22 protein-coding genes and 1 pseudogene are annotated in these 20,661 nt (G+C 71.9%); 13 read left to right on the forward strand and 10 right to left on the reverse strand.

Annotated features, from left to right (window positions below; all coding sequences use genetic code 11):
- Positions 1 to 10 precede the first annotated feature (10 nt).
- The 11 genes from ACIBAI_RS05970 (at position 11) to ACIBAI_RS06020 (ending at position 4,980) form a co-directional block, all read left to right on the forward strand.
- Positions 11 to 424 carry a hypothetical protein gene (locus ACIBAI_RS05970; RefSeq protein WP_399031315.1) on the forward strand — a complete coding sequence of 138 codons (414 nt, stop codon included), beginning with the start codon at positions 11 to 13 and terminating at the stop codon, positions 422 to 424.
- A gap of 76 nt (positions 425 to 500) precedes the next feature.
- Positions 501 to 1,082 carry a hypothetical protein gene (locus ACIBAI_RS05975; RefSeq protein WP_399031317.1) on the forward strand — a complete coding sequence of 194 codons (582 nt, stop codon included), beginning with the start codon at positions 501 to 503 and terminating at the stop codon, positions 1,080 to 1,082.
- 28 nt (positions 1,083 to 1,110) lie between these two features.
- On the forward strand, positions 1,111 to 1,437 hold the full coding sequence (locus tag ACIBAI_RS05980) for a hypothetical protein (protein ID WP_399031318.1): 327 nt from the start codon (positions 1,111 to 1,113) through the stop codon (positions 1,435 to 1,437).
- A gap of 86 nt (positions 1,438 to 1,523) precedes the next feature.
- On the forward strand, positions 1,524 to 2,225 hold the full coding sequence (locus ACIBAI_RS05985) for a hypothetical protein (protein WP_399031320.1): 702 nt from the start codon (positions 1,524 to 1,526) through the stop codon (positions 2,223 to 2,225).
- 25 nt (positions 2,226 to 2,250) lie between these two features.
- The gene (locus tag ACIBAI_RS05990) at positions 2,251 to 2,460 is read left to right on the forward strand and encodes a hypothetical protein (RefSeq protein WP_399031322.1); all 210 of its coding nucleotides are present in this window, start codon (positions 2,251 to 2,253) and stop codon (positions 2,458 to 2,460) included.
- A gap of 100 nt (positions 2,461 to 2,560) precedes the next feature.
- Entirely contained in the window at positions 2,561 to 3,124 is a 564-nt protein-coding gene (locus ACIBAI_RS05995) for a hypothetical protein (RefSeq protein WP_399031323.1), read from the forward strand.
- A 29-nt stretch (positions 3,125 to 3,153) separates the two neighbouring features.
- Entirely contained in the window at positions 3,154 to 3,585 is a 432-nt protein-coding gene (locus tag ACIBAI_RS06000) for a hypothetical protein (RefSeq protein ID WP_399031325.1), read from the forward strand.
- Between the two features lie 19 nt (positions 3,586 to 3,604).
- Positions 3,605 to 3,850, forward strand: coding sequence for a hypothetical protein (locus ACIBAI_RS06005; RefSeq protein WP_399031327.1), 246 nt, complete (start codon positions 3,605 to 3,607; stop codon positions 3,848 to 3,850).
- A gap of 16 nt (positions 3,851 to 3,866) precedes the next feature.
- Entirely contained in the window at positions 3,867 to 4,109 is a 243-nt protein-coding gene (locus ACIBAI_RS06010; RefSeq protein WP_399031329.1) for a hypothetical protein, read from the forward strand.
- Between the two features lie 29 nt (positions 4,110 to 4,138).
- Positions 4,139 to 4,852, forward strand: coding sequence for an FAD-dependent thymidylate synthase (gene thyX / locus ACIBAI_RS06015; RefSeq protein WP_399031331.1), 714 nt, complete (start codon positions 4,139 to 4,141; stop codon positions 4,850 to 4,852).
- Positions 4,849 to 4,980: a hypothetical protein gene (locus tag ACIBAI_RS06020; RefSeq protein ID WP_399031332.1), complete on the forward strand. Its 132-nt coding sequence runs from the start codon at positions 4,849 to 4,851 to the stop codon at positions 4,978 to 4,980. The genes thyX and ACIBAI_RS06020 overlap by 4 nt, the downstream gene beginning before the upstream one ends.
- Positions 4,981 to 4,996: 16 nt before the next feature.
- On the opposite strand, the gene ACIBAI_RS06025 is transcribed toward ACIBAI_RS06020, so the two are convergent.
- The gene (locus ACIBAI_RS06025; protein WP_399031334.1) at positions 4,997 to 6,550 is read right to left on the reverse strand and encodes a recombinase family protein; all 1,554 of its coding nucleotides are present in this window, start codon (positions 6,548 to 6,550) and stop codon (positions 4,997 to 4,999) included.
- Positions 6,551 to 6,709: 159 nt separating this feature from the next.
- Positions 6,710 to 6,847 (reverse strand): annotated as a pseudogene (locus tag ACIBAI_RS06030) (redoxin domain-containing protein); the annotation flags it as partial.
- Positions 6,848 to 6,980: 133 nt separating this feature from the next.
- On the opposite strand from ACIBAI_RS06030, the gene ACIBAI_RS06035 reads away from it, so the two are divergent.
- Positions 6,981 to 7,928 (forward strand): LysR substrate-binding domain-containing protein, encoded by a 948-nt coding sequence (locus ACIBAI_RS06035; protein WP_399031336.1) that lies wholly within the window; start codon positions 6,981 to 6,983, stop codon positions 7,926 to 7,928.
- A gap of 7 nt (positions 7,929 to 7,935) precedes the next feature.
- Here ACIBAI_RS06035 and ACIBAI_RS06040 read toward each other — a convergent pair whose 3' ends face one another.
- The 5 genes from ACIBAI_RS06040 to ACIBAI_RS06060 all read right to left on the reverse strand — a co-directional run bounded on the left by ACIBAI_RS06040 (position 7,936) and on the right by ACIBAI_RS06060 (position 12,855).
- Complete coding sequence (locus ACIBAI_RS06040) at positions 7,936 to 10,263, reverse strand: ABC transporter permease (RefSeq protein ID WP_399031338.1); 2,328 nt, start codon at positions 10,261 to 10,263, stop codon at positions 7,936 to 7,938.
- Positions 10,260 to 10,949 (reverse strand): ABC transporter ATP-binding protein, encoded by a 690-nt coding sequence (locus ACIBAI_RS06045; protein ID WP_399031339.1) that lies wholly within the window; start codon positions 10,947 to 10,949, stop codon positions 10,260 to 10,262. Before ACIBAI_RS06045 ends, ACIBAI_RS06040 begins: the two co-directional genes overlap by 4 nt.
- Positions 10,946 to 11,470 carry a PadR family transcriptional regulator gene (locus tag ACIBAI_RS06050; protein ID WP_399031341.1) on the reverse strand — a complete coding sequence of 175 codons (525 nt, stop codon included), beginning with the start codon at positions 11,468 to 11,470 and terminating at the stop codon, positions 10,946 to 10,948. Before ACIBAI_RS06050 ends, ACIBAI_RS06045 begins: the two co-directional genes overlap by 4 nt.
- A gap of 210 nt (positions 11,471 to 11,680) precedes the next feature.
- On the reverse strand, positions 11,681 to 11,923 hold the full coding sequence (locus ACIBAI_RS06055; protein WP_344605711.1) for a hypothetical protein: 243 nt from the start codon (positions 11,921 to 11,923) through the stop codon (positions 11,681 to 11,683).
- Positions 11,920 to 12,855, reverse strand: a complete 936-nt coding sequence (locus ACIBAI_RS06060; RefSeq protein ID WP_399031343.1) for an SPFH domain-containing protein — start codon at positions 12,853 to 12,855, stop codon at positions 11,920 to 11,922. Before ACIBAI_RS06060 ends, ACIBAI_RS06055 begins: the two co-directional genes overlap by 4 nt.
- A gap of 260 nt (positions 12,856 to 13,115) precedes the next feature.
- On the opposite strand from ACIBAI_RS06060, the gene ACIBAI_RS06065 reads away from it, so the two are divergent.
- Complete coding sequence (locus ACIBAI_RS06065) at positions 13,116 to 15,467, forward strand: transglycosylase domain-containing protein (RefSeq protein ID WP_399031345.1); 2,352 nt, start codon at positions 13,116 to 13,118, stop codon at positions 15,465 to 15,467.
- Positions 15,468 to 15,809: 342 nt separating this feature from the next.
- Here ACIBAI_RS06065 and ACIBAI_RS06070 read toward each other — a convergent pair whose 3' ends face one another.
- From ACIBAI_RS06070 to ACIBAI_RS06080, 3 genes are all read right to left on the reverse strand, one after another.
- Complete coding sequence (locus tag ACIBAI_RS06070) at positions 15,810 to 17,909, reverse strand: SpoIIE family protein phosphatase (RefSeq protein WP_399031347.1); 2,100 nt, start codon at positions 17,907 to 17,909, stop codon at positions 15,810 to 15,812.
- A gap of 339 nt (positions 17,910 to 18,248) precedes the next feature.
- Positions 18,249 to 18,944, reverse strand: a complete 696-nt coding sequence (locus ACIBAI_RS06075) for a DUF402 domain-containing protein (RefSeq protein ID WP_399031349.1) — start codon at positions 18,942 to 18,944, stop codon at positions 18,249 to 18,251.
- A gap of 71 nt (positions 18,945 to 19,015) precedes the next feature.
- Positions 19,016 to 20,416 (reverse strand): class II fumarate hydratase, encoded by a 1,401-nt coding sequence (locus tag ACIBAI_RS06080; RefSeq protein WP_344605729.1) that lies wholly within the window; start codon positions 20,414 to 20,416, stop codon positions 19,016 to 19,018.
- Positions 20,417 to 20,661: the final 245 nt, after the last annotated feature.

Here is a 20,661-nt window from a genome sequence, read left to right on the forward strand (position 1 = left end):
GGCAGGACACATGACCGCCCCGTTCCTCTCCTCCTTCCTGCGCCCCACCCCGCGCAACCTGGAGAGCCTGCAAGCAGCCTGGGCCCGCATGCTCGAACTCGGCTACGCCCCCCGCACGACCCCGGTCGACGAGCCGGAAGGCTGCACCCGCACCCGGTGCGCGGGCGCCCACCAGGGCTACCCCGGCAGCGAACACCGCTGGGCCCTGCACTGCCTGCTGTGCGCCGCCGACATCGAGGTCTTCTACAGCCACATGCGCGAGCGCAAGGGCAAGAACCCGGCCCCGCCCCGCCGCCACAAGGGCTGCAAGTTCTCAGGCCCCAGCCGCGCCCAGGCCCGCGCCGCCCGCTACATCGAACTCGGCCTCACCCTCCCCGACTGGGACACGGACGCTCGCGCCGCCGTCGCAGCCCTCGCCGCCTGATTCACCCATCCACCCACGGGCCGCCCCTGCACACAGGGAGAGCCGGGGCGGCCCCCCACCCACGAGAGGAACCACCATGTCCGACGTTCTCGCCACCACCGAAGACGGCCGCTTCCGCGTGCGCCTGGTCCACGACGAGCACGCCGAGAACCCCCGCCAGGACGCTGAAACCCTCGCTCACGTCATCACGATCGACACCCACCTCGGGCAGTACCTCCCCGTCGACAAGGACGGCGGCCCGCTCGCCTGGGCCTGGGAGCGCCTGAAGTGGAACCGCTGGAACGGCGTCGACATCTTCACCCGCTACGTCTCGATCTTCCACGACGGAATCGTGCTGGAGTCCAGCCCGGAACGCGGCCCGCGCTCCCTCTGGTACGTGACCGGCGAAGAGGCCCGAGCCATCGACGGCGGCCTCCTCACCGAGGGCTACGTCGAGGCCGAGATGCAGGAGTACGAAGCCTGGGCCGAGGGCGACGTGTGGGGCTACGTCGTCGAGGAGCGCGTCGATTGGACCCGCGACGACGACGAGGACGAGCACATGCAGACGTGGGAGCACGTCGACTCCTGCTTCGGCTTCTACGGCAAGCCCTACGCCCGATCCCAGGCCCGCGAGGCGCTGCGCTTCTACGCCACCCGCGACGCCATCCAGGCCGCCTGACCACCCCAGCACAGAAAGGAAACCCGACATGAAGCCCTACACCGACCGCGTGACCCTCTCGGACGGGGCCACCATCCGAGTCCGCATCGAGCGCGGCATCACCGGAGACGCGGTGTTCCACGAGCTGAACTCGAACAACTGGCGCGGCGGAGGCCGGATCTACTGGAGCGGCGAGGGCCTCTACCTGATGTTCGGCAACGAGCTGCTGCGCATGCAGAACTCCCGCTTCGAATCCGCCGGCACCGTGGCCGAGGCCGCCGAGAAGGCCCTCGCGTTCTTCGTCGAGTGCGCCGAGAACTGCATCCGCCACGCGCGAGAAGAGGGCATCCCCGTCTCGCAGTGCTACGGCGACTGACCCCCGCACCACCCACCATCACGGCCGCCCCTGTCCACACAGGGAGAGGGCAGGGGCGGCCCTCTCACCAGAAAGCAGCGACCACCATGAGCAAGAACGAGACCGTCTTCGAGCATGTCGCACACATCGGCCTGTCCTTCGGGACTGTCCACATCTTCCGCCTGACCGAGGAGCCCGCCGACAAGCCGCAGGAGACGGCCGAGCTGCCGTGGGTGACCACCTACCGCGTGAGCGGCCCTCGAATCAACGGGACAGTCCGGATCGCCCCCGTCTACGACGAGCCGCTCGTCACCTGGCACACGAACGGGCCCAACGAGTACGCCTGGGAGTTCCTCCCGTCCGCCTTCTACGTCGGGTACGGCCGAGCTAACTACACCGCCTGCGAGGGTGACCTCGAAGTGTGGGGGTCGCGCCTGGCCGAAGGGGTGCACGTCTACACGAAGCGCGAGATGCGGTGGGGATTCCCGGTCCGCCGCAAGGACTACGGCGGGTACGGCGACTACGCGGCCCCGCGGGGCGTGCGCGACAAGACGCGCGAGTTGATCCGAGCCCTGGTCGACCTGCACAAGGAGAACGCCGCCCTGGTCTACGAGAAGGCAGCCGCCTACGCCAGCGCCCAGCGCGCCACGCGCACCGCCGACCTGCGCGAGGAGTACCGCGAGGTCGACCGGATGCTCCGCGAACTCCAGAGCCGCCACGCCGAGCTGCGCATGCGCGTCGGCCTCATGGAGAGCGACCAGTCCTTCGAGACCGCCATCGACGAGGCGGCCCCGGCCGTCACCGCCTGAAACCCCGACCACTAGGAGAGACATCGTGAACGCACGCCAGAAGCTCGCAGCGAAGCTCGACCACCTCGGCGAAGACGAACGCGAGGCGCTGCTGAACGCCTTCCGGAACGCGGTCCTCGACGAAGCGGCCGACGTGCTGGAGAGCACCGACGACGAGCGGTGCGCCGGCGCCTGGTGCTGCGGGCTGGAGTCCGGCGACTTCGCCGAGATCGTCCGCGAGATGCGGACCGCCTGACGCACCACCCACCCAGGCGCCCTTGGCGCCGCTGGTGAACCCAATCGGCCGCCCCGCAGACAGGCAGCGCGGGGCGGCCCCTCATGAAGGAGATGAACACATGCACATCCCTCTGATCGGTCTTGCCGGTGCCGCACGCTCGGGCAAGGACACCGCAGCTCAGGCCCTTCTCGACGTGGGATGGACCCGCCGGGCCTTCGCGGACAAGGTGCGCCACATGCTGTACGCGATGAACCCCGTACTCGACGAGCCGTCGTACACGGAGGGGTTCACCTCCCTGCGGTACGAGGTCGACACGTACGGCTGGGAGGCGGTGAAGGAGATGTACCCGGAGGTGCGCCGCTACCTTCAGCGACTCGGCACGGACGGCGGCCGGGAAGTTCTTGGCGAGGATGTGTGGGTCGATGCCCTCTTCCGAGACTTCGAGACGTGGGGACCAACCGTCATCACGGACGTGCGCTTCCCCAACGAGGCCGACGCGATCCGGGCCCGTGACGGCCTGGTCGTCCTGATCGAACGGCCCGGCATGAAGCCGATCCGCGAGGCGGGCCACGTCAGCGAGAACGCCCTCGCCGGGTACCTGTTCGACGACGTGATCCCCAACGACGGCACCGTTGACCAGCTCCGCGATCGTGTGATGGGGCTCATCCCGCTCACTATGTAAACATGAGAGCGTCATGTTAAGGTTGGTCCATGCGACTGACCCCCCGAAAGGAGGAGATCGAGGCGGTCAAGGCGCTCTTGGAGGACCCCACCTTCGAGAGCGCCGATCAGATGGCCAAAGCCCTGATCAAGGAAATCGCCGAGATCCTCCAGATGCGCGACCTGTTCGCCCTCGTCCACACCTGGGCGGACGGTCACCGCGGCCTCAACTTCGCCCCCTTCGGCAGTGAAGCCGAGGCCAGAGCCTTCGCCTCGAAGATGGCGTTCGGAGGCACCGGCCGCCTCGTCCAACTCCACGGCCCTGGCCTGACGTTGGCCAACCTGGACGGCAAGAAGGGCTGGAAGGGCTACTGCTTCCACCCCGAGTGCGGCCACGCCCCCTTCACCCACTCCGCCGCCGGCGCCGCCCGTGGCGCCTGCCAACTCCCCACCTGCCCGTGCGACAAGTTCCGGGCGAAATGACACCAGAACGGATACCACCATGATCGACGCACTCCGCGGCCCCAAGATGACCGACGCCGAGATCGCCGAGCTGCGGGCCCTGCGCGAAGGGAAGCGCGTCACCGACGCCTTCCTCGTCCGCCTCGCCACCCACTTCATGCAGGCCGAGGCCGATGGCGTGCTCAACCCGGCCCGCCACCTCGCCGAGTACCTCGGCGTACAGCGTCAGACCGTCCTCACCTACATGCGCATGGCCCGTAACCGGGGCCTCATCGCCCGCCGCTGAATCAGGAGAGAACCCCATGAAGACCGTCGGCTTCCACACCTGCGAGTGCTCCGACAAGCGCGCCTTCCCCGACAAGCGCGCCGCCGAAAAGGCCCTCGGCCGAGCCCAGGCCAAGCGCGACCGCCAGGCCCAGCACATCCGAGGACGCGGCCCCATCGACCGCGAAAACCGCGTCTACGAGTGTGAGTTCGGCATGTGGCATCTGACCAAGCAGTCCCGCCGCTCCTACGAGGAGTACACCGCGAACCACGCGGCCTGAATGTAAACTTGAGACCGAAGGACCCAGCCGTGACCACCCTCGACATCCGCTCCGACGTGACCGTGCAGCTCGTCGACCACAACCTCTCGGACAAGGCCGTCGTACGCGCCGCCCGCGTCTCCACGGTCGGCCAGACCCACAACAACCCCACCGAGGACGCCGACCGCGACGCGGGCCTGATCAACTACCTCATGCGCGAACGGCACGGCAGCCCCTTCGAGCACGGCTCCCTGACCCTCTTCGTGGAAGCCCCGATCTTCGTCTTCCGCGAGTGGCAGCGTCACCGCATCGCCTCGTACAACGAGGAGTCCGCCCGATACCGCGAGCTGCGGCCCGTCTTCTACCTCCCGGCCGCCGACCGCAACCTCGTCCAGGTCGGCAAGCCCGGCGCCTACCGCCTCAAGCCCGGCACCGCCGAACAGCTCGCCTTCGTCGACTGCGAACTCCTCAACGCCTACGAGGCCGCCTACGAGGCGTACGAGCGGATGCTCGTCGCCGGCATCGCCCGCGAGATCGCCCGCGCGGCCCTGCCGGTCGGCATCTACAGCTCGATGTACGTCACCATGAACCCCCGCGGCCTGATGAACTTCCTCAGCCTCCGCACCCACCGCGAAGACGCCGCCTTCGTCTCCAACCCGCAGCGCGAGATCGAGATGTGCGCCGAGAAGGCCGAAGCGATCTTCGCCGAGCTGATGCCTGTCACCCACGCCGCCTTCGAGGCGAACGGGAGGGTCGCCCCGTGATGACGAAGGAGGAGTGGCTCAAACGCGAACTGGCCAAGGCACCCGTACGCGACGAGGCACACCGGCAGTACGTCATGAAGCTGTGGGGCCTGAAGCCCGCCAAGAGAGAAGCCCCCCTCCCCAGGTAGGGAGGGGGGCTCCCCCTTACGCCGCCTGGTTCTCCTGCCAGACGATCTCGATAAGCTCCGGATCGAACCGCTTGCCCCTGCCGGCGGGATGCACGATCACGGCCCGCACCGCCGCCTTCAGCCGCGTACGCTTCTCCGTCATCGTCAGACCCTCCCAGTCCGCGAGAGCGTCCGGCGAGAGCATCGCCTTCTTCCGCTTCTGCAAGGCGAGCTGTCCGCGCTTCGAAAGCAGCTCCTCCCGCTCCGCCTCCAGCTCCTCGATCAGGTCGAGAGCCTGCGAGGTCGAGATCCGCTTCGCACGGCGCCGCTCGTTCACGTCGTTGATCTCCGCCTTGATTTCCTCCAGGCGGGCGTCGTGAACCGTCTCGTCGACCTCCTCGGCCTTCGTCACGTCCTCGCCGAGCGTTGCCCGCGTTTCCAGCAGGAACGCCGTCTCGACCAGCTCATCAACGGGCGGCCCCACGCGCGTCACGCCCCCGCAGCCACCCTGGTTCGACAGGCAGGCGTACCGGAACCCGTACTTCGCGAACGCGCCGGGGTTCTTCGTCTTCGAGTACGGGTTCGCCCACATCGGCGACGAGCACTTCCCGCACCGCGCAATCCCAGACAGGAAGTGCGAAGCCGTGGTGTCGTGCTTCCCGCTCTTGAGACCCTTCTTGTTGGCCTCCTTGCGCCGCTTCACCTCGTCCACAGCGGCCTGCCATTCGTCCGGCGAGCACGGAGCCTCCCAGTCGCCGCGGACCGGCTCGCCGTCCTTGTAGACGATGAAGTCAGGCAGCCACAGGCGCCCCGAAGCCGTCCGGCGGACCGACTCGGGAACGTGGAAGCGGTACCCGGCCACACGCGGGCTCATGAGAATCTGCTCGGCGGCCGTGTGCTGGATCTTGCGCGGACCGTCGCCGGAACGTTTGGTCCTCTTCGGCTCGTAGCCGTATTCGATCAGGGCCCGGCGGAAGTCGGCGATCTTGTACCCGCCAGGGATGGCGAGGATCGCCTCGCGGATCATCTTCGCTTCTACGTCGTGCAGGGTCCGCCGGTCGTCCTGCCACCCGAAGGGGCGGGGCGCCCCATGCATGACGCCCTTCTCGGCGACGCGGCGGTTCGTGCGGGTCACACGACGGCGCGTGTTGCCGATCTCCATGTTGCCCACGGTGGCCTGCATGACGAACATACCCCGGCCTTCGACCGTGCTGAGGTCGACGCCGCCCTCGACGCTCAGGCCGATGTAGTCGGGATTCATCTCGAAGATCCGGCACACGCGGGCCGCGTCGTAGACGAGGCGGGCGAGCCGGTCCGAGTGCAGGAAGAGGATGCCCCGGATGACCCCCGCTTCAAGATCCTTCAGCATCCGCTCGAAGTCCTCGCGGACAATGAACGGGTCACTCGCCGGGGTGTTGTTGTCGCAGTAGTCGCGGACGATCGCGGCCTCGAACGGTAGGGCCTTGGCCAGGGCCCGAATTGCGTCTTCCTGCTCTTTGACCTGCTCCTCGATCTCCCGCCAGTTCGAGGCGAGGCCCTTCATGGCCTTGTCCTCGGAGACTCGCCGGTACATGCCCAGTGGGACGAGCATGCCGGACTGGATCGAGTCCGGTACCGCTATCAAGTGGTGCTCCCTCACGGTCCGCTGCGTGCTGACGCAGGTGTCCATGCTGGTCAGCGGCTTGCGAGCCCTTGCCGGGGAGCGATTATCACACGCGGGACCTACGGTCCCGGAGGTGGGTTAAACGCTGTCCTTGGGCCAGGCGAAGATCACCTTCCACTTGCCCTCGTAGGTCTTGTGGTTGATCTTCTCGAACTCCTTGCCCTTCTCCAGTGAGACGCAGGCGGTCAGTTCGAACTCGGGGAACTTGTCACCGACAGTGAGCACTAGCTCTCCTCGCAGCGAAGAAACACCCGTTTTGCAGGCGTTTCCCATGGGTTGGACGGAGTTGATGTTGGCACAGCGCGGATTGATTACGGAAATAGCTACACTCGGTCGGGTTGATCGGAGGTGGTTATCGGTGCCGACGGGGCGGGAGAGGCAGCCCAGTCTCGCCCAGCTGCGGGCCTTCGCCGCGGTCGCCGAGCATCTGCATTTCCGGGACGCCGCCGCCACGATCGGCATGAGCCAGCCGGCCCTGTCCGGCGCCGTCTCGGCCCTGGAGGACGCCCTCGGCGTCACGCTGCTGGAGCGTACGACCCGCAAGGTGCTGCTCTCACCGGCCGGCGAGCGGCTCGCCGAGCGGGCGAAGGCGGTGCTGGCGGAGGTCGGGGCGCTGATGGAGGAGGCGCAGGCGGTGCGGGCGCCGTTCACCGGGGTGCTGCGCCTCGGCGTCATCCCGACCGTGGCGCCGTACCTGCTGCCGACCGTGCTCAACCTCGTCCACGGCCGCTACCCGGACCTCGACCTCCAGGTCCACGAGGAGCAGACCGCCTCGCTGCTGGACGGCCTGGCCCGCGGCCGGTTGGACCTGCTGCTGCTCGCCGTCCCGCTCGGCGTGCCCGGGGTGACCGAACTGCCGCTGTTCGACGAGGACTTCGTGCTCGTCACCCCGCTCGGCCACCCGCTCGGCGGCCGGGAGGGCATCCCGCGCGAGGCCCTGAAGGAGCTCGACCTGCTCCTCCTGGACGAGGGGCACTGCCTGCGCGACCAGGCCCTGGACATCTGCCGGGAGGTCGGCCGGGCGGACGTGCCGGTCAGCACGACCGCCGCCGGGCTCGCCACCCTCGTCCAGCTCGTCGCCGGCGGCCTGGGCTGCACCCTGCTGCCGCGCACCGCCGTCGAGGTGGAGACGAGCCGCAGCGACCGGCTGTGCACCGGCTGCTTCGCCGCCCCCGCCCCGACCCGCCGCATCGCCTTCGCCATGCGGACCGGGGCCGCCCGCGAGGCGGAGTACGAGGAGCTGGCGGCCGCCCTGCGCGAGGCGCTGCGGCCGCTGCCCGTCCGGGTACTGCACGGCGGCGGGTGACGCCTCCTCACTCCGTGCGCAGCCCCTCCGGCCGCATCATCCGCAGCAGCGGCGGCAGGCTGAGCAGCGTCACCGCCAGGACGACCGCGGCGCCGATGCCGGTCATCGACAGCACGCTCGCCCAGTCCACGCGCACCGACGCGCCCGTCATCCGCAGCAGCACCGCGCCCAGCGCCAGGCCCGCCGCCGAGGCCAGCACCAGGCCCAGCGCGATCGGGACCGCCGTCTGCCACAGCACCGACAGGGTCAGCGTGCGCCGCCGGGTGCCGAAGGCGACCAGCGACGCCAGCAGCTTGCGGCGCTCGCGCAACTGCTCCAGCTGGGAGACCAGCAGGCTCGCCCCGATCAGCGCCAGCACACAGGCGGCGCCGACGAACAGCCCGGTGCGGATGGAGGTGTACCGGCCGGACTGCTGCGTCCCGGACCAGGACTGGGGATACGTCAGCGGGTGGACGGCCGCCGCGGTGTTCCGCACGTGCTCCTCCGCGTCCGGCACGGCCGGGTCGAGCTTGACGTACGCCTCCCCCTCCAGGGCGGGCGCGGCCGCGGCGGGCAGCGCCTTCGGCGTGATCAGGAAACCGCCCCGGTCCGAGCCGGTCGGGCCCACGCGCGCCGCCGCCCGCTTCAGGTCCCGCGGCACCGTCCAGGCGACCTCCCGGCCGCGCGGAGAGTCCTCGTAGGACGGGTCGAGGAACAGTTTCCGGCCGGGTTCGGCCACGAGCGGGGTCTCGGTGTCGTACTCGGCGCCCCGGACGGCGAACACGTCCCCGTCACGGCACGCGGCCAGCTGCGCGATCTCGCGCAGCGAGGCGCAGTCGCCGACGGTCACCTGCGCACCGTGCTCCGGGGCGCGGCGGCGGTCGCCGGCGTAGCCCTCGGCGTAGGCGAGGACCCCGCGCACGCCCTCGGTGCTCCGCAGTTTCCCGGCGGCCGCGTCCAGCGGCACCTCCTTCGGCACGGACACCTGCATCTGCGCCCGCGAGAGGTCGTACCCGGTCTGCTCGGTGTAGTCGCTCTCCACGCCGGAGAACAGCATCTGCAGCGCGATCGCCCCGGCCACCGCCACCGCGATGCCGTTGACCATGCGGGCCGCCGTGCCGCTGCTCAGCTGCAGACGGCGCACCGCCAGCTGCCAGGAGACGCCGCCCGCGCCGAGCCGGGCGACGACCGTCTCCACCACCCACGGCAGCAGCGTGGTCACCCCGACCAGCAGCAGCATCACGCCGCCGACCACCAGGTAGGTGTTGAAGTTCCCGTCCTCGCGGCCCTGGCCGACCATCGGGGAGAGCATCGCGAGCCCGCCCAGCGGCAGCAGCAGCCGCCACCACAGCCGGCGCCGCGCGGGCCTGGCCGTGCGCACCACGCCGAGCGGCTCGATCACCACGCCGCGCAGCGCGAACAGCGTGACCAGCACCGCCGCCGCCGGGACCGCGACGGCGACGAGCAGGGCCAGCAGCGGCGAGGGGTCGAGGTAGTCCGGGAACACGCTCACGTGGAACAGCTCGACCGAGCCCACCGCCTGACGGCCCAGCAGGAAGAAGCCCGCGCCGAACACCAGTCCGAGCAGCGCGCCCGCGAGTGCCTCGCCGGCCGCGATGCGCCGGGTCATCCGGCTGTCGGAGCCGACCAGCCGGAGCGCCGCGAGCCGCCGGTCGCGCCGCTCGCCGCCGATCCGCACGGCCGCCGCGATGAACACGGCCACCGGCATCAGCAGCACGACCAGGACGACGACGATCAGCAGGAGCAGCACCGGGTCCAGCGGTTCGGAGGACGGGTCCGGGTCCCCGAACCGGTCGATCCGGGTCACCCGGCTGCCGTCGAGGTGCGGGGCGAGTCCCTCGCCGCCCCGGTAGAAGGCGAGTTCGGCCGGGCCGACCAGCCCGCTCTCGCCGATGGTGCCGACGATCCGCTCCGGCAGCCGCTCGCGCAGCAGCCTTCCGCGGTCGGACTCCAGCAGCCGCTCCAGGGCGGGGGAGACGATCATCTCGTCCTCCGCCGGGAACTCCGCGACCCCCGGCGGCAGCGGGGCGCGCGGCCCCTCGGGTTCCAGCTCGCGTCCGCGGATGCTCTGGTCGCGGAAGTCCGTGCCGACCTCCGCGACCAGGAGGGTGCCGTCCCCCTTCGGTATCGGCGCGCCGAAGGTCAGGTCCGTGCGGGCCTGCTCCCGCTCCTCCCGGGCGGCCAGCGCGTTCGGCAGCGCCGTCGTCAGCAGCAGCAGCGCCACCCCGAGCCCGACGCCCACCGCGGTCAGCAGCGCCCGGCCCCACCCCTCGCGCCCGCCCGCGAAGGCGAAGCGGACGCCCATGGCCAGGTCCCGGGCCCACCGCCCCCTCATACGACGCGCTCCATGTCCCGGGACCTGCCGTCCCGCACCACGATCTCGCGGTCGGAGTACGCGGCCACCCGCGCCTCGTGCGTGACCAGGACGACGGCGGCGTTGGTGGACCGGGCGGCGTCCGTGAGCAGCTCCATCACGCGCTCGCCGTTGAGCGAGTCCAGCGCGCCGGTCGGCTCGTCGGCGAACAGCACCCGCGGGCGCGTGACCAGCGCACGCGCGACGGCGACCCGCTGCCCCTGGCCGCCGGAGACCTCACCGGGCCGCTTCCCGGCGAGGTCGTCGACCTCCAGCCGCTCCATCCACCCCAGCGCGGCCTTCTCGGCCTCCCTGCGCGAGGCGCCGTTCAGCCGCAGCGGCAGCGCCACGTTCTCCACGCAGGTCAGCTCCGGCACGAGCTGCCCGAACTGGAACACGAACCCGAACTCGCTGCGCCGGAGCGCGCTGCGCCGGGCGTCGTTCATGGCGGACAGCTCCCGCCCGTCGTACGTGATCGTCCCCGCGTCGGGCGGGACGATCCCGGCCAGGCAGTGCAGCAGCGTCGACTTGCCGGACCCGGACGGGCCCATGACGGCGACGACCTCGCCGGGATGGATGGAGAACTCGGCGCCGTCCAGCGCCAGCGTCGGGCCGTAGGCCTTGCGCAGCCCCTCGGCCGCGAGCAGGGAACCGGCGGGCGGGGTCATCGGGCCACCGCCGCGCGCAGCTTGTCCAGACGCGCCGCGGTCAGTTCCAGCCACCGCAGGTCGGCCTCCAGGTGGAACAGGGCGTGGTCGCAGATGAGCTGGTCGGCGAGGTCGCCCTTGCGCTTGCGGTCGGTGAGGACGCGCATGCTGCGCAGGTGCTCCGAGCGCTGGGTGTCGAGGATGCCGGCCGCGTCCCGGTGGGTGAGCAGGGCGAGGACGACCTTGGTGTAGAGGGTCGACTGCAGGTACGGCTCGGGCTTCTCCGGCGTGGCGAGCCAGCGCTCGACGTCGGTGACGCCGGCCTCGGTGACGGCGTACCGCTTGCGCTCGGGGCCGTCGCCCGCCTCGATGCCGTCGACCTCGACGAGGCCGTTCTTCAGCAGGCGGGACATCGTCGAGTAGACCTGGCCGTAGTGCAGCGGCCGGTCGTGACCGAACTTCTCGTCGAAGGCCCGCTTCAGGTCGTAGCCGTGGCGGGGACCGGACTCCAGGAGTCCCAGAAGTGTGTGACCGATGGACATGCCGGGGACTCTACACGGTGTGTATACGCAGTGTGTATACACACCGTGTACAGACCCCTGCGGGAGGTGCGAGGGGGCAGGTGAGGGGCGATTGTCACGGTTCCGTCACACGGGCGCGCCTGTCGCGCGAGTGCGCCCGCCGGCCGGGCGCGCCCGTCGGACGGGGCGCCCGTCGGACGGTGTGTCCGCCGGCCGGAGGCCCCGCCGCGTCTAGGGGGCGGGATCCGCGGGCGGGCGCCCGCGGCGCGGGATCGGGCCCGCCTCGCCGGGCAGCCGGCCCGCCTCCGCCAGCGCCCTGCGCAGCAGGAACTCGATCTGGGCGTTGGCCGACCGCAGCTCGTCCGACGCCCACCGCGCGAGCGCCTCGTACACCAACGGGTCCAGCCGCAGCAGCACCTGCTTGCGCTGCTGCGGCCGGCGCCCGGACCGGGAGTCCTCGGCAGGGGGTGTCACTGGTACAGCGACCCGGTGTTGAGGACCGGCTGGGCGGAGCGGTCGCCGCACAGCACCACCATCAGGTTCGACACCATCGCCGCCTTCCGTTCGGAGTCCAGCTCCACGATGTCCCGCTCGGTGAGCCGGGCGAGCGCCATCTCCACCATCCCCACCGCGCCGTCCACGATCTGCCGCCGGGCCGCGACGACCGCGCCGGCCTGCTGCCGCTGGAGCATCGCCGAGGCGATCTCGGGAGCGTACGCCAGGTGCGTGAAGCGCGACTCGATGATCCGCACGCCGGCCGCCTCCACGCGCGCCTGCAGCTCGACGGCGAGCTTCTCGGTGATCTCCTCGGCGTTGCCGCGCAGCGACAGGCCGCCCTCCTCGTGGGCGTCGTAGGGGTACTCGATGGCGATGTGCCGCACGGCGGCCTCGGTCTGGGTGGAGACGAACTCCACGTAGTCGTCCACCTCGAAGGTGGCCTGGGCGGTGTCCTCCACCTTCCACACCACCACGGCGGCCAGCTCGATCGGGTTGCCGTAGGCGTCGTTCACCTTGAGCACGGCGGTCTCGTGGTTGCGGACCCGGGTGGAGATCTTGCTGCGCGAGGTGAACGGGTTGACCCAGCGCAGCCCGTCCTGCCGGATCGTCCCGCGGTACCGCCCGAAGAGCTGGACGACCCGGGCCTCGCCCGGCGCCACCATGTTCAGCCCGCACATCGCCAGGAAGGAGGCGAGGCCGACCAGGACGCCCGCGACGATCAGCGCCGCCTTGGCGCCGGCCGCGGCGGCGACCGTGGCGCCGACGATCAGCACGGCGGCGGCCAGCAGCCCGGCCAGCCCGAGCAGCAGCGCGAGCCCGCCGCCGATGCTGTGCGCCGGGAACTCCCGCACGCGCGGGGCCGGCATCTCCGGCACGTCGGCCGTGACCTGGGTGTCCTCTGTGGGCATGGGTGTCCCCCCGTTCTCGCGCCGGAGCTCTCCTGCCCGGCTCTGGTCTATCTAAGTGATATCACTTTAGCGCGCCATGACAACCCTCCGCCCGGCTCGGGCGTCGATTCCTGTGGAACGGGTGCTGATTGTCACGTCCGTAAAAGGCCGGATCGGCAGCCCTTTGTCATATCTGGTGGTGTTAGCTTTCTGAGCTGACCTGAGCGGCGAACCTGTGTGACTTCTGAGCACACGTGAACGAAGCGGAGCGGATCGGACCCATGGGACGAGCGGAAGAGAGACGAGCGCGACAGCGCGGTGGCCACCGCGCGGCGCCCCGGCGCTCGTCCGGGACGCCGTCGGCCGCCGCCGTCGGCGGCCGGGCCGGGGCCCGCAGAGCGGCCGGGGGCGCCGGCCGGGGCGGCATGCGCGCGCTGTTCACCTGGAGGAAGGCCCTCGGCGCGTTCTTCGGCCTGTGCCTGCTCGGCATCGGCGCGTTCGTCGTGCTGTACCTGGTGGTGGACGTGCCCGAGGGCAACGCGGCGGCACGGCGCCAGAGCAACGTGTACAAGTTCAGCGACGGCACGGTGCTGGCCCGCTCGGGCACGGTCAACCGCGAGATCGTCGGCCTGGACAAGGTGCCCAAGGACGTCCAGCGGACCTTCGTCGCGGCCGAGAACAAGAGCTTCTACAGCGACGCCGGCGTCGACCTGAAGGGCACCGCCCGCGGCCTGCTCAACACCCTCGCCGGCAAGGGCACCCAGGGCGGCTCGACGATCACCCAGCAGTACGTCAAGAACTACTACCTCAGCCAGGAGCAGACCGTCAGCCGCAAGCTGAAGGAGCTGGTCATCTCGCTGAAGGTGGACCGCCAGATGTCCAAGGACGACATCCTCGCGGGCTACATCAACACCAGCTACTACGGCCGCGGCGCCTACGGCATCCAGGCGGCCGCCCAGGCCTACTACCGCACCGACGCCGAGGACCTGACCGTCGAGCAGGGCGCCTACCTCGCCGCGCTGCTCCAGGCGCCGAGCCAGTACGACTGGGCGGTCGCCTCCGGCACCGGCAAGCGGCTGGTGAAGGAGCGCTGGAACTACGTCCTGGACAACATGGTCGAGGAGCGCTGGCTGGACGGGGCCGAGCGGGACGCCATGGAGTTCCCGGTCCCGGAGGAGCCCCGGGGCACCGCCGGGCTCGCGGGCCAGAAGGGCTACCTCGTCCAGCTCGCCAACCAGCAGCTCGCCCGGCAGCTGAGGGAGCAGGAGGGCATCTCCCAGTCGCAGGCGGAGGCCGAGGTCGAGGACAACGGCTGGACCATCACGCTCAACATCGACCGCGAGAAGCAGGCCGAGCTGGAGCGGGCCGTGAAGACGCAGCTGACCGACAGGCTCGACCCGCACAAGCGCGAGGTCGACGCCGCCGTGCAGGCCGGCGCGGTCTCCGTCGACCCGGAGACCGGGAGGATCGTCGCGCTGTACGGCGGCCGGGACTACTTCAAGCACTACCTCAGCAACGCCACCCGCACCGACTACCAGCCGGCCTCGACGTTCAAGCCGGTGATCCTCGCCGCGGCCCTGGAGGAGGGCGCGACCACCCGGGACGGCACGCCGATCACCGCGAGCACGGTCTACGACGGCACCAGCAAGCGCCCGGTCGTCGACCGCGACGGCGACAGGGTCGGCTTCGCCCCGGAGAACGAGGACGACCGGGACTACGGCGACATCACCGTGCAGACGGCGATGAACAAGTCCGTGAACTCGGTCTTCGCGCAGATGGGCGTGGACGTCGGCATGGCGGAGGTGCTGGAGACGGCCGGCGCGCTCGGCATGGACACAGAGGGCCTGAAGGCGGTGCCCGCCCAGACCCTCGGCACCATGGGCGCGAGCCCGCTGGAGATGGCCGGGGTCTACGCCACCCTCGACAACCACGGCAGGAAGGTCACCCCGACCATCATCAAGTCGGCGGAGCAGCGGAGCCGCACGGTCACCATGCCCGACCCGATCGGCGAGCAGGTGATCAGCCGGGAGGCCGCCGACACGGTGACCTCGGTGCTCACCGGCGTGGTCGACGACGGCACGGCCCGCGCGTCCGTACGGGACAACCCGCGGCGGAGCGGCCAGCAGGTCGCCGGCAAGACGGGCACGTCCGACAACAACAAGTCGGCCTGGTTCGTCGGCTACACCCCCGACCTGGTCACCGCGGTGGGCCTGTTCGGCGAGAGCACCAAGCCCCCGCACCCGCAGGTCGAGCTGTACGGCGCGGGCGGCTTCGAACGGGTCAACGGCGGCGGCTTCCCGGCGCGGATCTGGGCGGAGTACACCTTCGGCGTGCTGGACGGGGTCAGCCGGTTCGACCTGGAGACCACCCAGGGCGCGGCCGTCAGGCCCACCCGGACGCCGACGCCCCCCGTCACCCGGCAGCCGGCCGAGACGCCCTCGGAGGAGCCGACCACCGAGGAGCCGACGTCGGAGCCGCCGGCCTCCGGGACGCCGTCCCGGACGCCGTCCCAGACGCCGTCCCAGACGCCGTCCCGGACGCCGTCCCAGACACCGACGACGGAACCGTCGGTCGACGAGGACATACCGCAGGACCCCGTCGTACCGGACGAGGACGAGGACGAGGACGAGTAGCGCGCGGGGCGCCCGGCGAGCCGCCGGGCGCCCCGCGCGCACGGTGCCCGCCGGCCCCGCGACCGGTCCCGCTCTTCCGCCCGGCCGGGGCCGGGTCACTCGTCGACGCCGAGCCTCCAGCGGCTGTACCGGCCGTCCAGGGTGAGGTGACCGCCACCGCAGGCGGAGCGGTACCGGCCGGTGCCCTTGGCGACGGCCCCGGGGCGCGTGCCGGACGCGGTGACACCCGTGGACTCGACCCGCGCGGCGGGTCCGCGGACGCCACCCGAAGAGGGCGACGGAACGCCGCCCCCCGCCGCCCGGACGGACGGCGGGGGATTCGACGGCGGGACCCGCCGGGCACTAGGGAGCGGGGGGCACCCCGAGCTCGAACCACACCACCTTGCCGGTGGAGAGCCGGGTCGCCCCCCACCTCCTGGCCACCTTGTTCACCAGGAGCAGCCCGCGCCCGCCCTCGTCCGTGGCCCGCGCCTGACGGAGCCGCGGCAGCTGCGGCACGTCGTCGCCGACCTCGCAGCGCAGCACGTTCGTGCGCAGCAGCCGCAGGGTGACCGGGCGGGTGGCGTACCGCACGGCGTTGGTGACGACCTCGCTGACCAGCAGCTCCACCGAGTCGCTGAGCTCCTCCAGGCCCCAGCGCTCGAGCGCTCGGCGGGCCAGGCGGCGAGCCCGGCCGGGGGCGGCGTCCTCCGGCTCCAGGAACCAGTACGCCACGTCGTTCGGCGCGATCCCGTCGAAGCGGGCGGCGAGCAGCGCGATGTCGTCGTCCCGGTCGCCCGGGCCGAGCATGTCCAGCACCTCGTCGCACAGCGCTTCCAGCGGCGGCGGATGGTCCGGCCCGGTGAGCTGCGCGGTCGCGGCCAGCTTCTCCCGCAGCTGCTCGATGCCGGTCCACACGTCCCTGAGGCGGGACTCGACCAGGCCGTCGGTGTACAGCAGCAGGGTCGCGCCGGCGGGCGCGTCCAGCTCCACGGCCTCGAAGTCGACGCCGCCGACGCCGATCGGGGCGCCCGCGGGCACCCGCAGCACCTCGGCCCGGCCGCCCAGGTGCAGCAGGACCGGCGGCGGATGGCCGGCGTTGGCGATGGTGATGCGGTGCGAGACCGGGTCGTAGACCGCGTACAGGCAGGTCGCCATGCGGTCGATGCCCAGGCGCTGGGCCTGCTCGTCGAGGTGGTGCAGGACCTCCTGCGGCGGCAGGTCGAGGCCGGCCAGGGTCTGCGCGGTGGTGCGCAGCTGGCCCATGATCGCGGCCGAGGTCATGGAGTGGCCCATGACGTCGCCGACGACGAGGGCGACCCGGCTGCCGGGCAGCGGGATCGCGTCGTACCAGTCGCCGCCGACGCGCGCGGTCTCCGCCGCCGGCAGGTAGCGGGCCGCCAGCCGCACGCCGGTCGGGCGCGGCAGGGTCTCCGGCAGCATGGTGCGCTGCAACTCGTCCGCGATGTACGCCTCCCGGCCGTACAGCACGGCCTTGTCGATGCCGAGGGCGCTGTGCGTGGCCAGCTGGGCGGCCACCAGCAGGTCGTCGGCCTCGAAGGCGAGGCGCTCGGGGCGGCGCAGGAACAGCGCGGCGCCGATCACCCGGCGCCGTCCGCGCAGCGGCGCGAGGATCGCCCGCTGCCCCGAGGGCACCGCGAAGTCGCCGCCGTCCCCGAGGAGTTCGGGCAGCGCGGCGCGGGCGGCGGGCGCGTCCGTGAAGACCGGCCGCACTCCGCGCAGCACCTCGGCGAGCGCGCTGCCGGGCCGCACCTCGCAGGTCTCGGCGCCGACCGCGTCCAGCCCGGACGGCTCGGGCTGGACCGGGGGCATGAAGCCGCCCTCGGTGTCGCGCTCGGCCGGGATCCGGTCGGTGCGGCGCAGCCGCAGCACCAGCGGGCCGGTGGGCCGCTCGTCGCCCACGGGCAGCGGCTCGCGCAGGTAGACCAGGATCGCGTCGGCGAACGTGGGCACGGTGGCCCGGCACAGCCCCATCACGATCTCGTCGAGGTCCATGCCGCGGGCGATCCGCCGGGTCGCGGCGCCCACGAAGCGCAGCCGGTCCCCGTCCCGCCGCATCGGCGTGGGCCGGCCCGGCGGCAGCCCCTGCCCGGTACGGCGCTCCTCGCCCGCCGCCTCGGCGTGCTCCTGCTCGCCGGCCGCCCGGGCCGGGACGCCCTCGGGAGCCGGACGCGGGCGGTGCGTGTCGGGCTCGGCGGCGTGCTCGGCGCCCGGCTGGGAGTGCTCGGTCACGCCGGCCGGCTCCTGGCCGGGCACCGCCGTGTCCGGGGGCGTCTCGCCGGGGCGTGCCTGTGCCGGTAAGGCGGCGGTACCGGCCGCCGGGGTGCCCGCGGAAGGCGGCACCGGGGAACGCAGGAGCGCCCCGCGGGGGTCCGCGGGGTCGGCGCCCGTCTGGGGGCGTTCGAAGGAGATCGGCTGCTCCGTCACGCGTGTCGAATCCATCCGTCCGGGGCTGCGCGCCGCGCGTGCAGTTCGTCCCGCAGAAAACCCGATACCCGCAATACGTGCCCCGGGAACGGAATTCCCGCGTGGCCGGGGACCGTTCCCGTGCCGTCGGCGGACCGCCGGCGGTCCCTGCCGGTGTCGCCCTGGTACCCCTCGATCACGTCCTGCCGCCCCTCGGTGACGATCGGTCAAGCTCAGCCCGTGCTCCGGTGGTTGCCACTGTGCGCCCGTCCGCCACCCGGCCACCACCCCTCGACGACGGTGCTGTGCACCGACCCCGCTCCCTGGTTGCGGAGGACGATCCTACGGTTCTTGCCCCGGGGTACATCAAGGGTCTCATGGGGACACGCGCGCGGGCGTGCGGTCCCAGTCCTCCGGCAGCGGCGGTACCGCCCAGGACGGATCCGGGCGCCAGTCCTGCCAGCCGTCGCAGAACGGCGGCCCCCACGCGCGGATCACCTCCACCGCGTCCCGCCCCGCCTGCCGCACCCGCTCGGCGAGTCCGGCGTCCATCAGGCCGTCCCGCTGGGCCTGGGCGAACTCGTCCTCGTCCCGCCACTGCCAACTGCGGTCCGGCTGGACGGAGATGTCCAGGAAGTGGTCCTCGGAGTCGACGCCGCCCGCCCAGCGGGTCAGCGGCTCCTCCAGGTTCACGTACCAGTTCTTGAACTGCCAGCCCGGCTCCCAGAACAGCCACACCGACCAGGGCTCACCGGGCCGCGCCAGCTTCAGCACGCCCGTGCCGAACCAGCGGTCGCGCCGGACGGCCCGCGGCTTGGTGTAGCGCGTGCCGAGCGGCTCCAGGTGCACGGGCGTGCCGTCGGCGAGCACCGGCCGCACGCACTCGGTGCCGGGCGCCATCCACGCGGCGAGCAGCTCGGGGTCGTCCCGCACGACGGTGACGGGGCGCGCGATGTGGAAGCGGGTGCCGGCGTTCTCCCGGTACCGCCACAGGATCTGGCTCCCGGGCGCCCAGCGGGCCGCCGCCTCACCCGCTTCCGCCACCGCTCTCACCGCTTCGCCGTCTGCCATGCACAGATATTAGGTGCCCCGGACATACGACGCCGCGGCGCCCGTCATGGTTCGCACCCGGGCCGGCCGGGTCACGGGCGGGTCATCCGCAGGACGTCCAGCGCCTCGTCGAGCTGCTCGACGGTCAGGTCGCCGCGCTCGACGTACCCGCTCTCCAGGACGACCTGACGGATCGTCTTCCGCTCGGCCAGCGCCTTCTTGGCGACCTTGGCGGCCTCCTCGTACCCGATGTACCGGTTGAGCGGGGTGACGACGGAGGGCGACGACTCGGCGTACTCCCGCGCCCGTTCGCGGTGGGCGACGATGCCGTCGACCGTGCGGTCGGCCAGCAGCCGGGAGGCGTTCGCGAGCAGCCGGACCGACTCCAGCACGTTCTTGGCGATGACCGGCAGCATCACGTTGAGCTCGAAGTTGCCGGCCGCCCCGGCGGTGGTGACGGTCGTGTCGTTGCCGATGACCTGGGCCGCGACCATCAGCACCGCCTCGGGGACGACCGGGTTGACCTTGCCCGGCATGATCGAGGAGCCCGGCTGGAGGTCGGGCAGGGAGATCTCGGCGAGCCCGGTGCGCGGCCCGGAGGACATCCACCGCAGATCGTTGGCGATCTTGGTCAGTCCGACGGCGATGGTGCGCAGCTGCCCGCTGGTCTCGACGATGCCGTCCCGGGCGCCCTGCGCCTCGAAGTGGTTGCGCGCCTCGGTCAGCGGCAGCCCGGTGGCGCGGGCGACCTCCTCGATGACGGCGGCGGAGAAGCCGGGCGGGGTGTTGATGCCGGTGCCGACGGCGGTGCCGCCGAGGGGCAGTTCGGCGAGCCGGGGCAGGGAGGCGTTCAGCCGCTCGATGCCGTACCGGACCTGGGCGGCGTAGCCGCCGAACTCCTGGCCCAGCGTGACGGGCGTGGCGTCCATGAGGTGGGTCCGGCCCGACTTCACCACGTCGGCGAACTCCTCGGCCTTGCGCTCCAGCGCGGTCGCGAGGTGGTCCAGGGCCGGGATCAGGTCGCGGGTGACGGCGGCCGTGGCGGCGATGTGGATGGAGGACGGGAAGACGTCGTTGGAGGACTGGGAGGCGTTGACGTGGTCGTTGGGGTGGACGTCCCGCCCCAGCCGCTCACCGGCGAGGGTGGCGATGACCTCGTTGGCGTTCATGTTGGACGAGGTCCCCGACCCCGTCTGGAACACGTCGACGGGGAAGTGCTCGTCCCACTCGCCCCGGGCGACCTCCTCGGCCGCCTCCTGGATCGCCTCGGCGACGTCCTCGTCGAGCACGCCCAGCCGGGCGTTCACCTTGGCCGCGGCCCCCTTGATGCGGGCCAGTGCCTCGATGTGCGCGCGTTCGATGCGCTGCCCCGAGACGGGGAAGTTCGCCACGGCCCGCTGGGTCTGGGCCCGCCACTTCGCGTCGGCGGGGACGCGGACCTCCCCCATGGAATCATGTTCGATCCGGTACCTGTCCTGCTGCTCGTCGGCCACTGCCGATCACCTCCGTCCAGGTCAGCACCGCCCCCCACCGAGGCTATTCCGGCCGGCCGGGAACGGCCCGGCGGCCGGCCCGGCCCCGCGCCGGCCGGCGGACCGTGCGGCGCGGGGGCCCCGCCCGGGGCCCCCGCCCGGGGCCCCCCCGGGCCGGGGCGCCCCCCACCCCCGCCCCCGGCCCCCCCCCCCGCCCGCGGGGTAAGGGGGCGGCGGGGGGGGGGGCAGGAAGAAATCGTTTGCCC

Source organism: Streptomyces sp. NPDC051041 (assembly GCF_044456065.1).
In the GTDB taxonomy this organism is placed as follows: domain Bacteria; phylum Actinomycetota; class Actinomycetes; order Streptomycetales; family Streptomycetaceae; genus Streptomyces; species Streptomyces glaucus.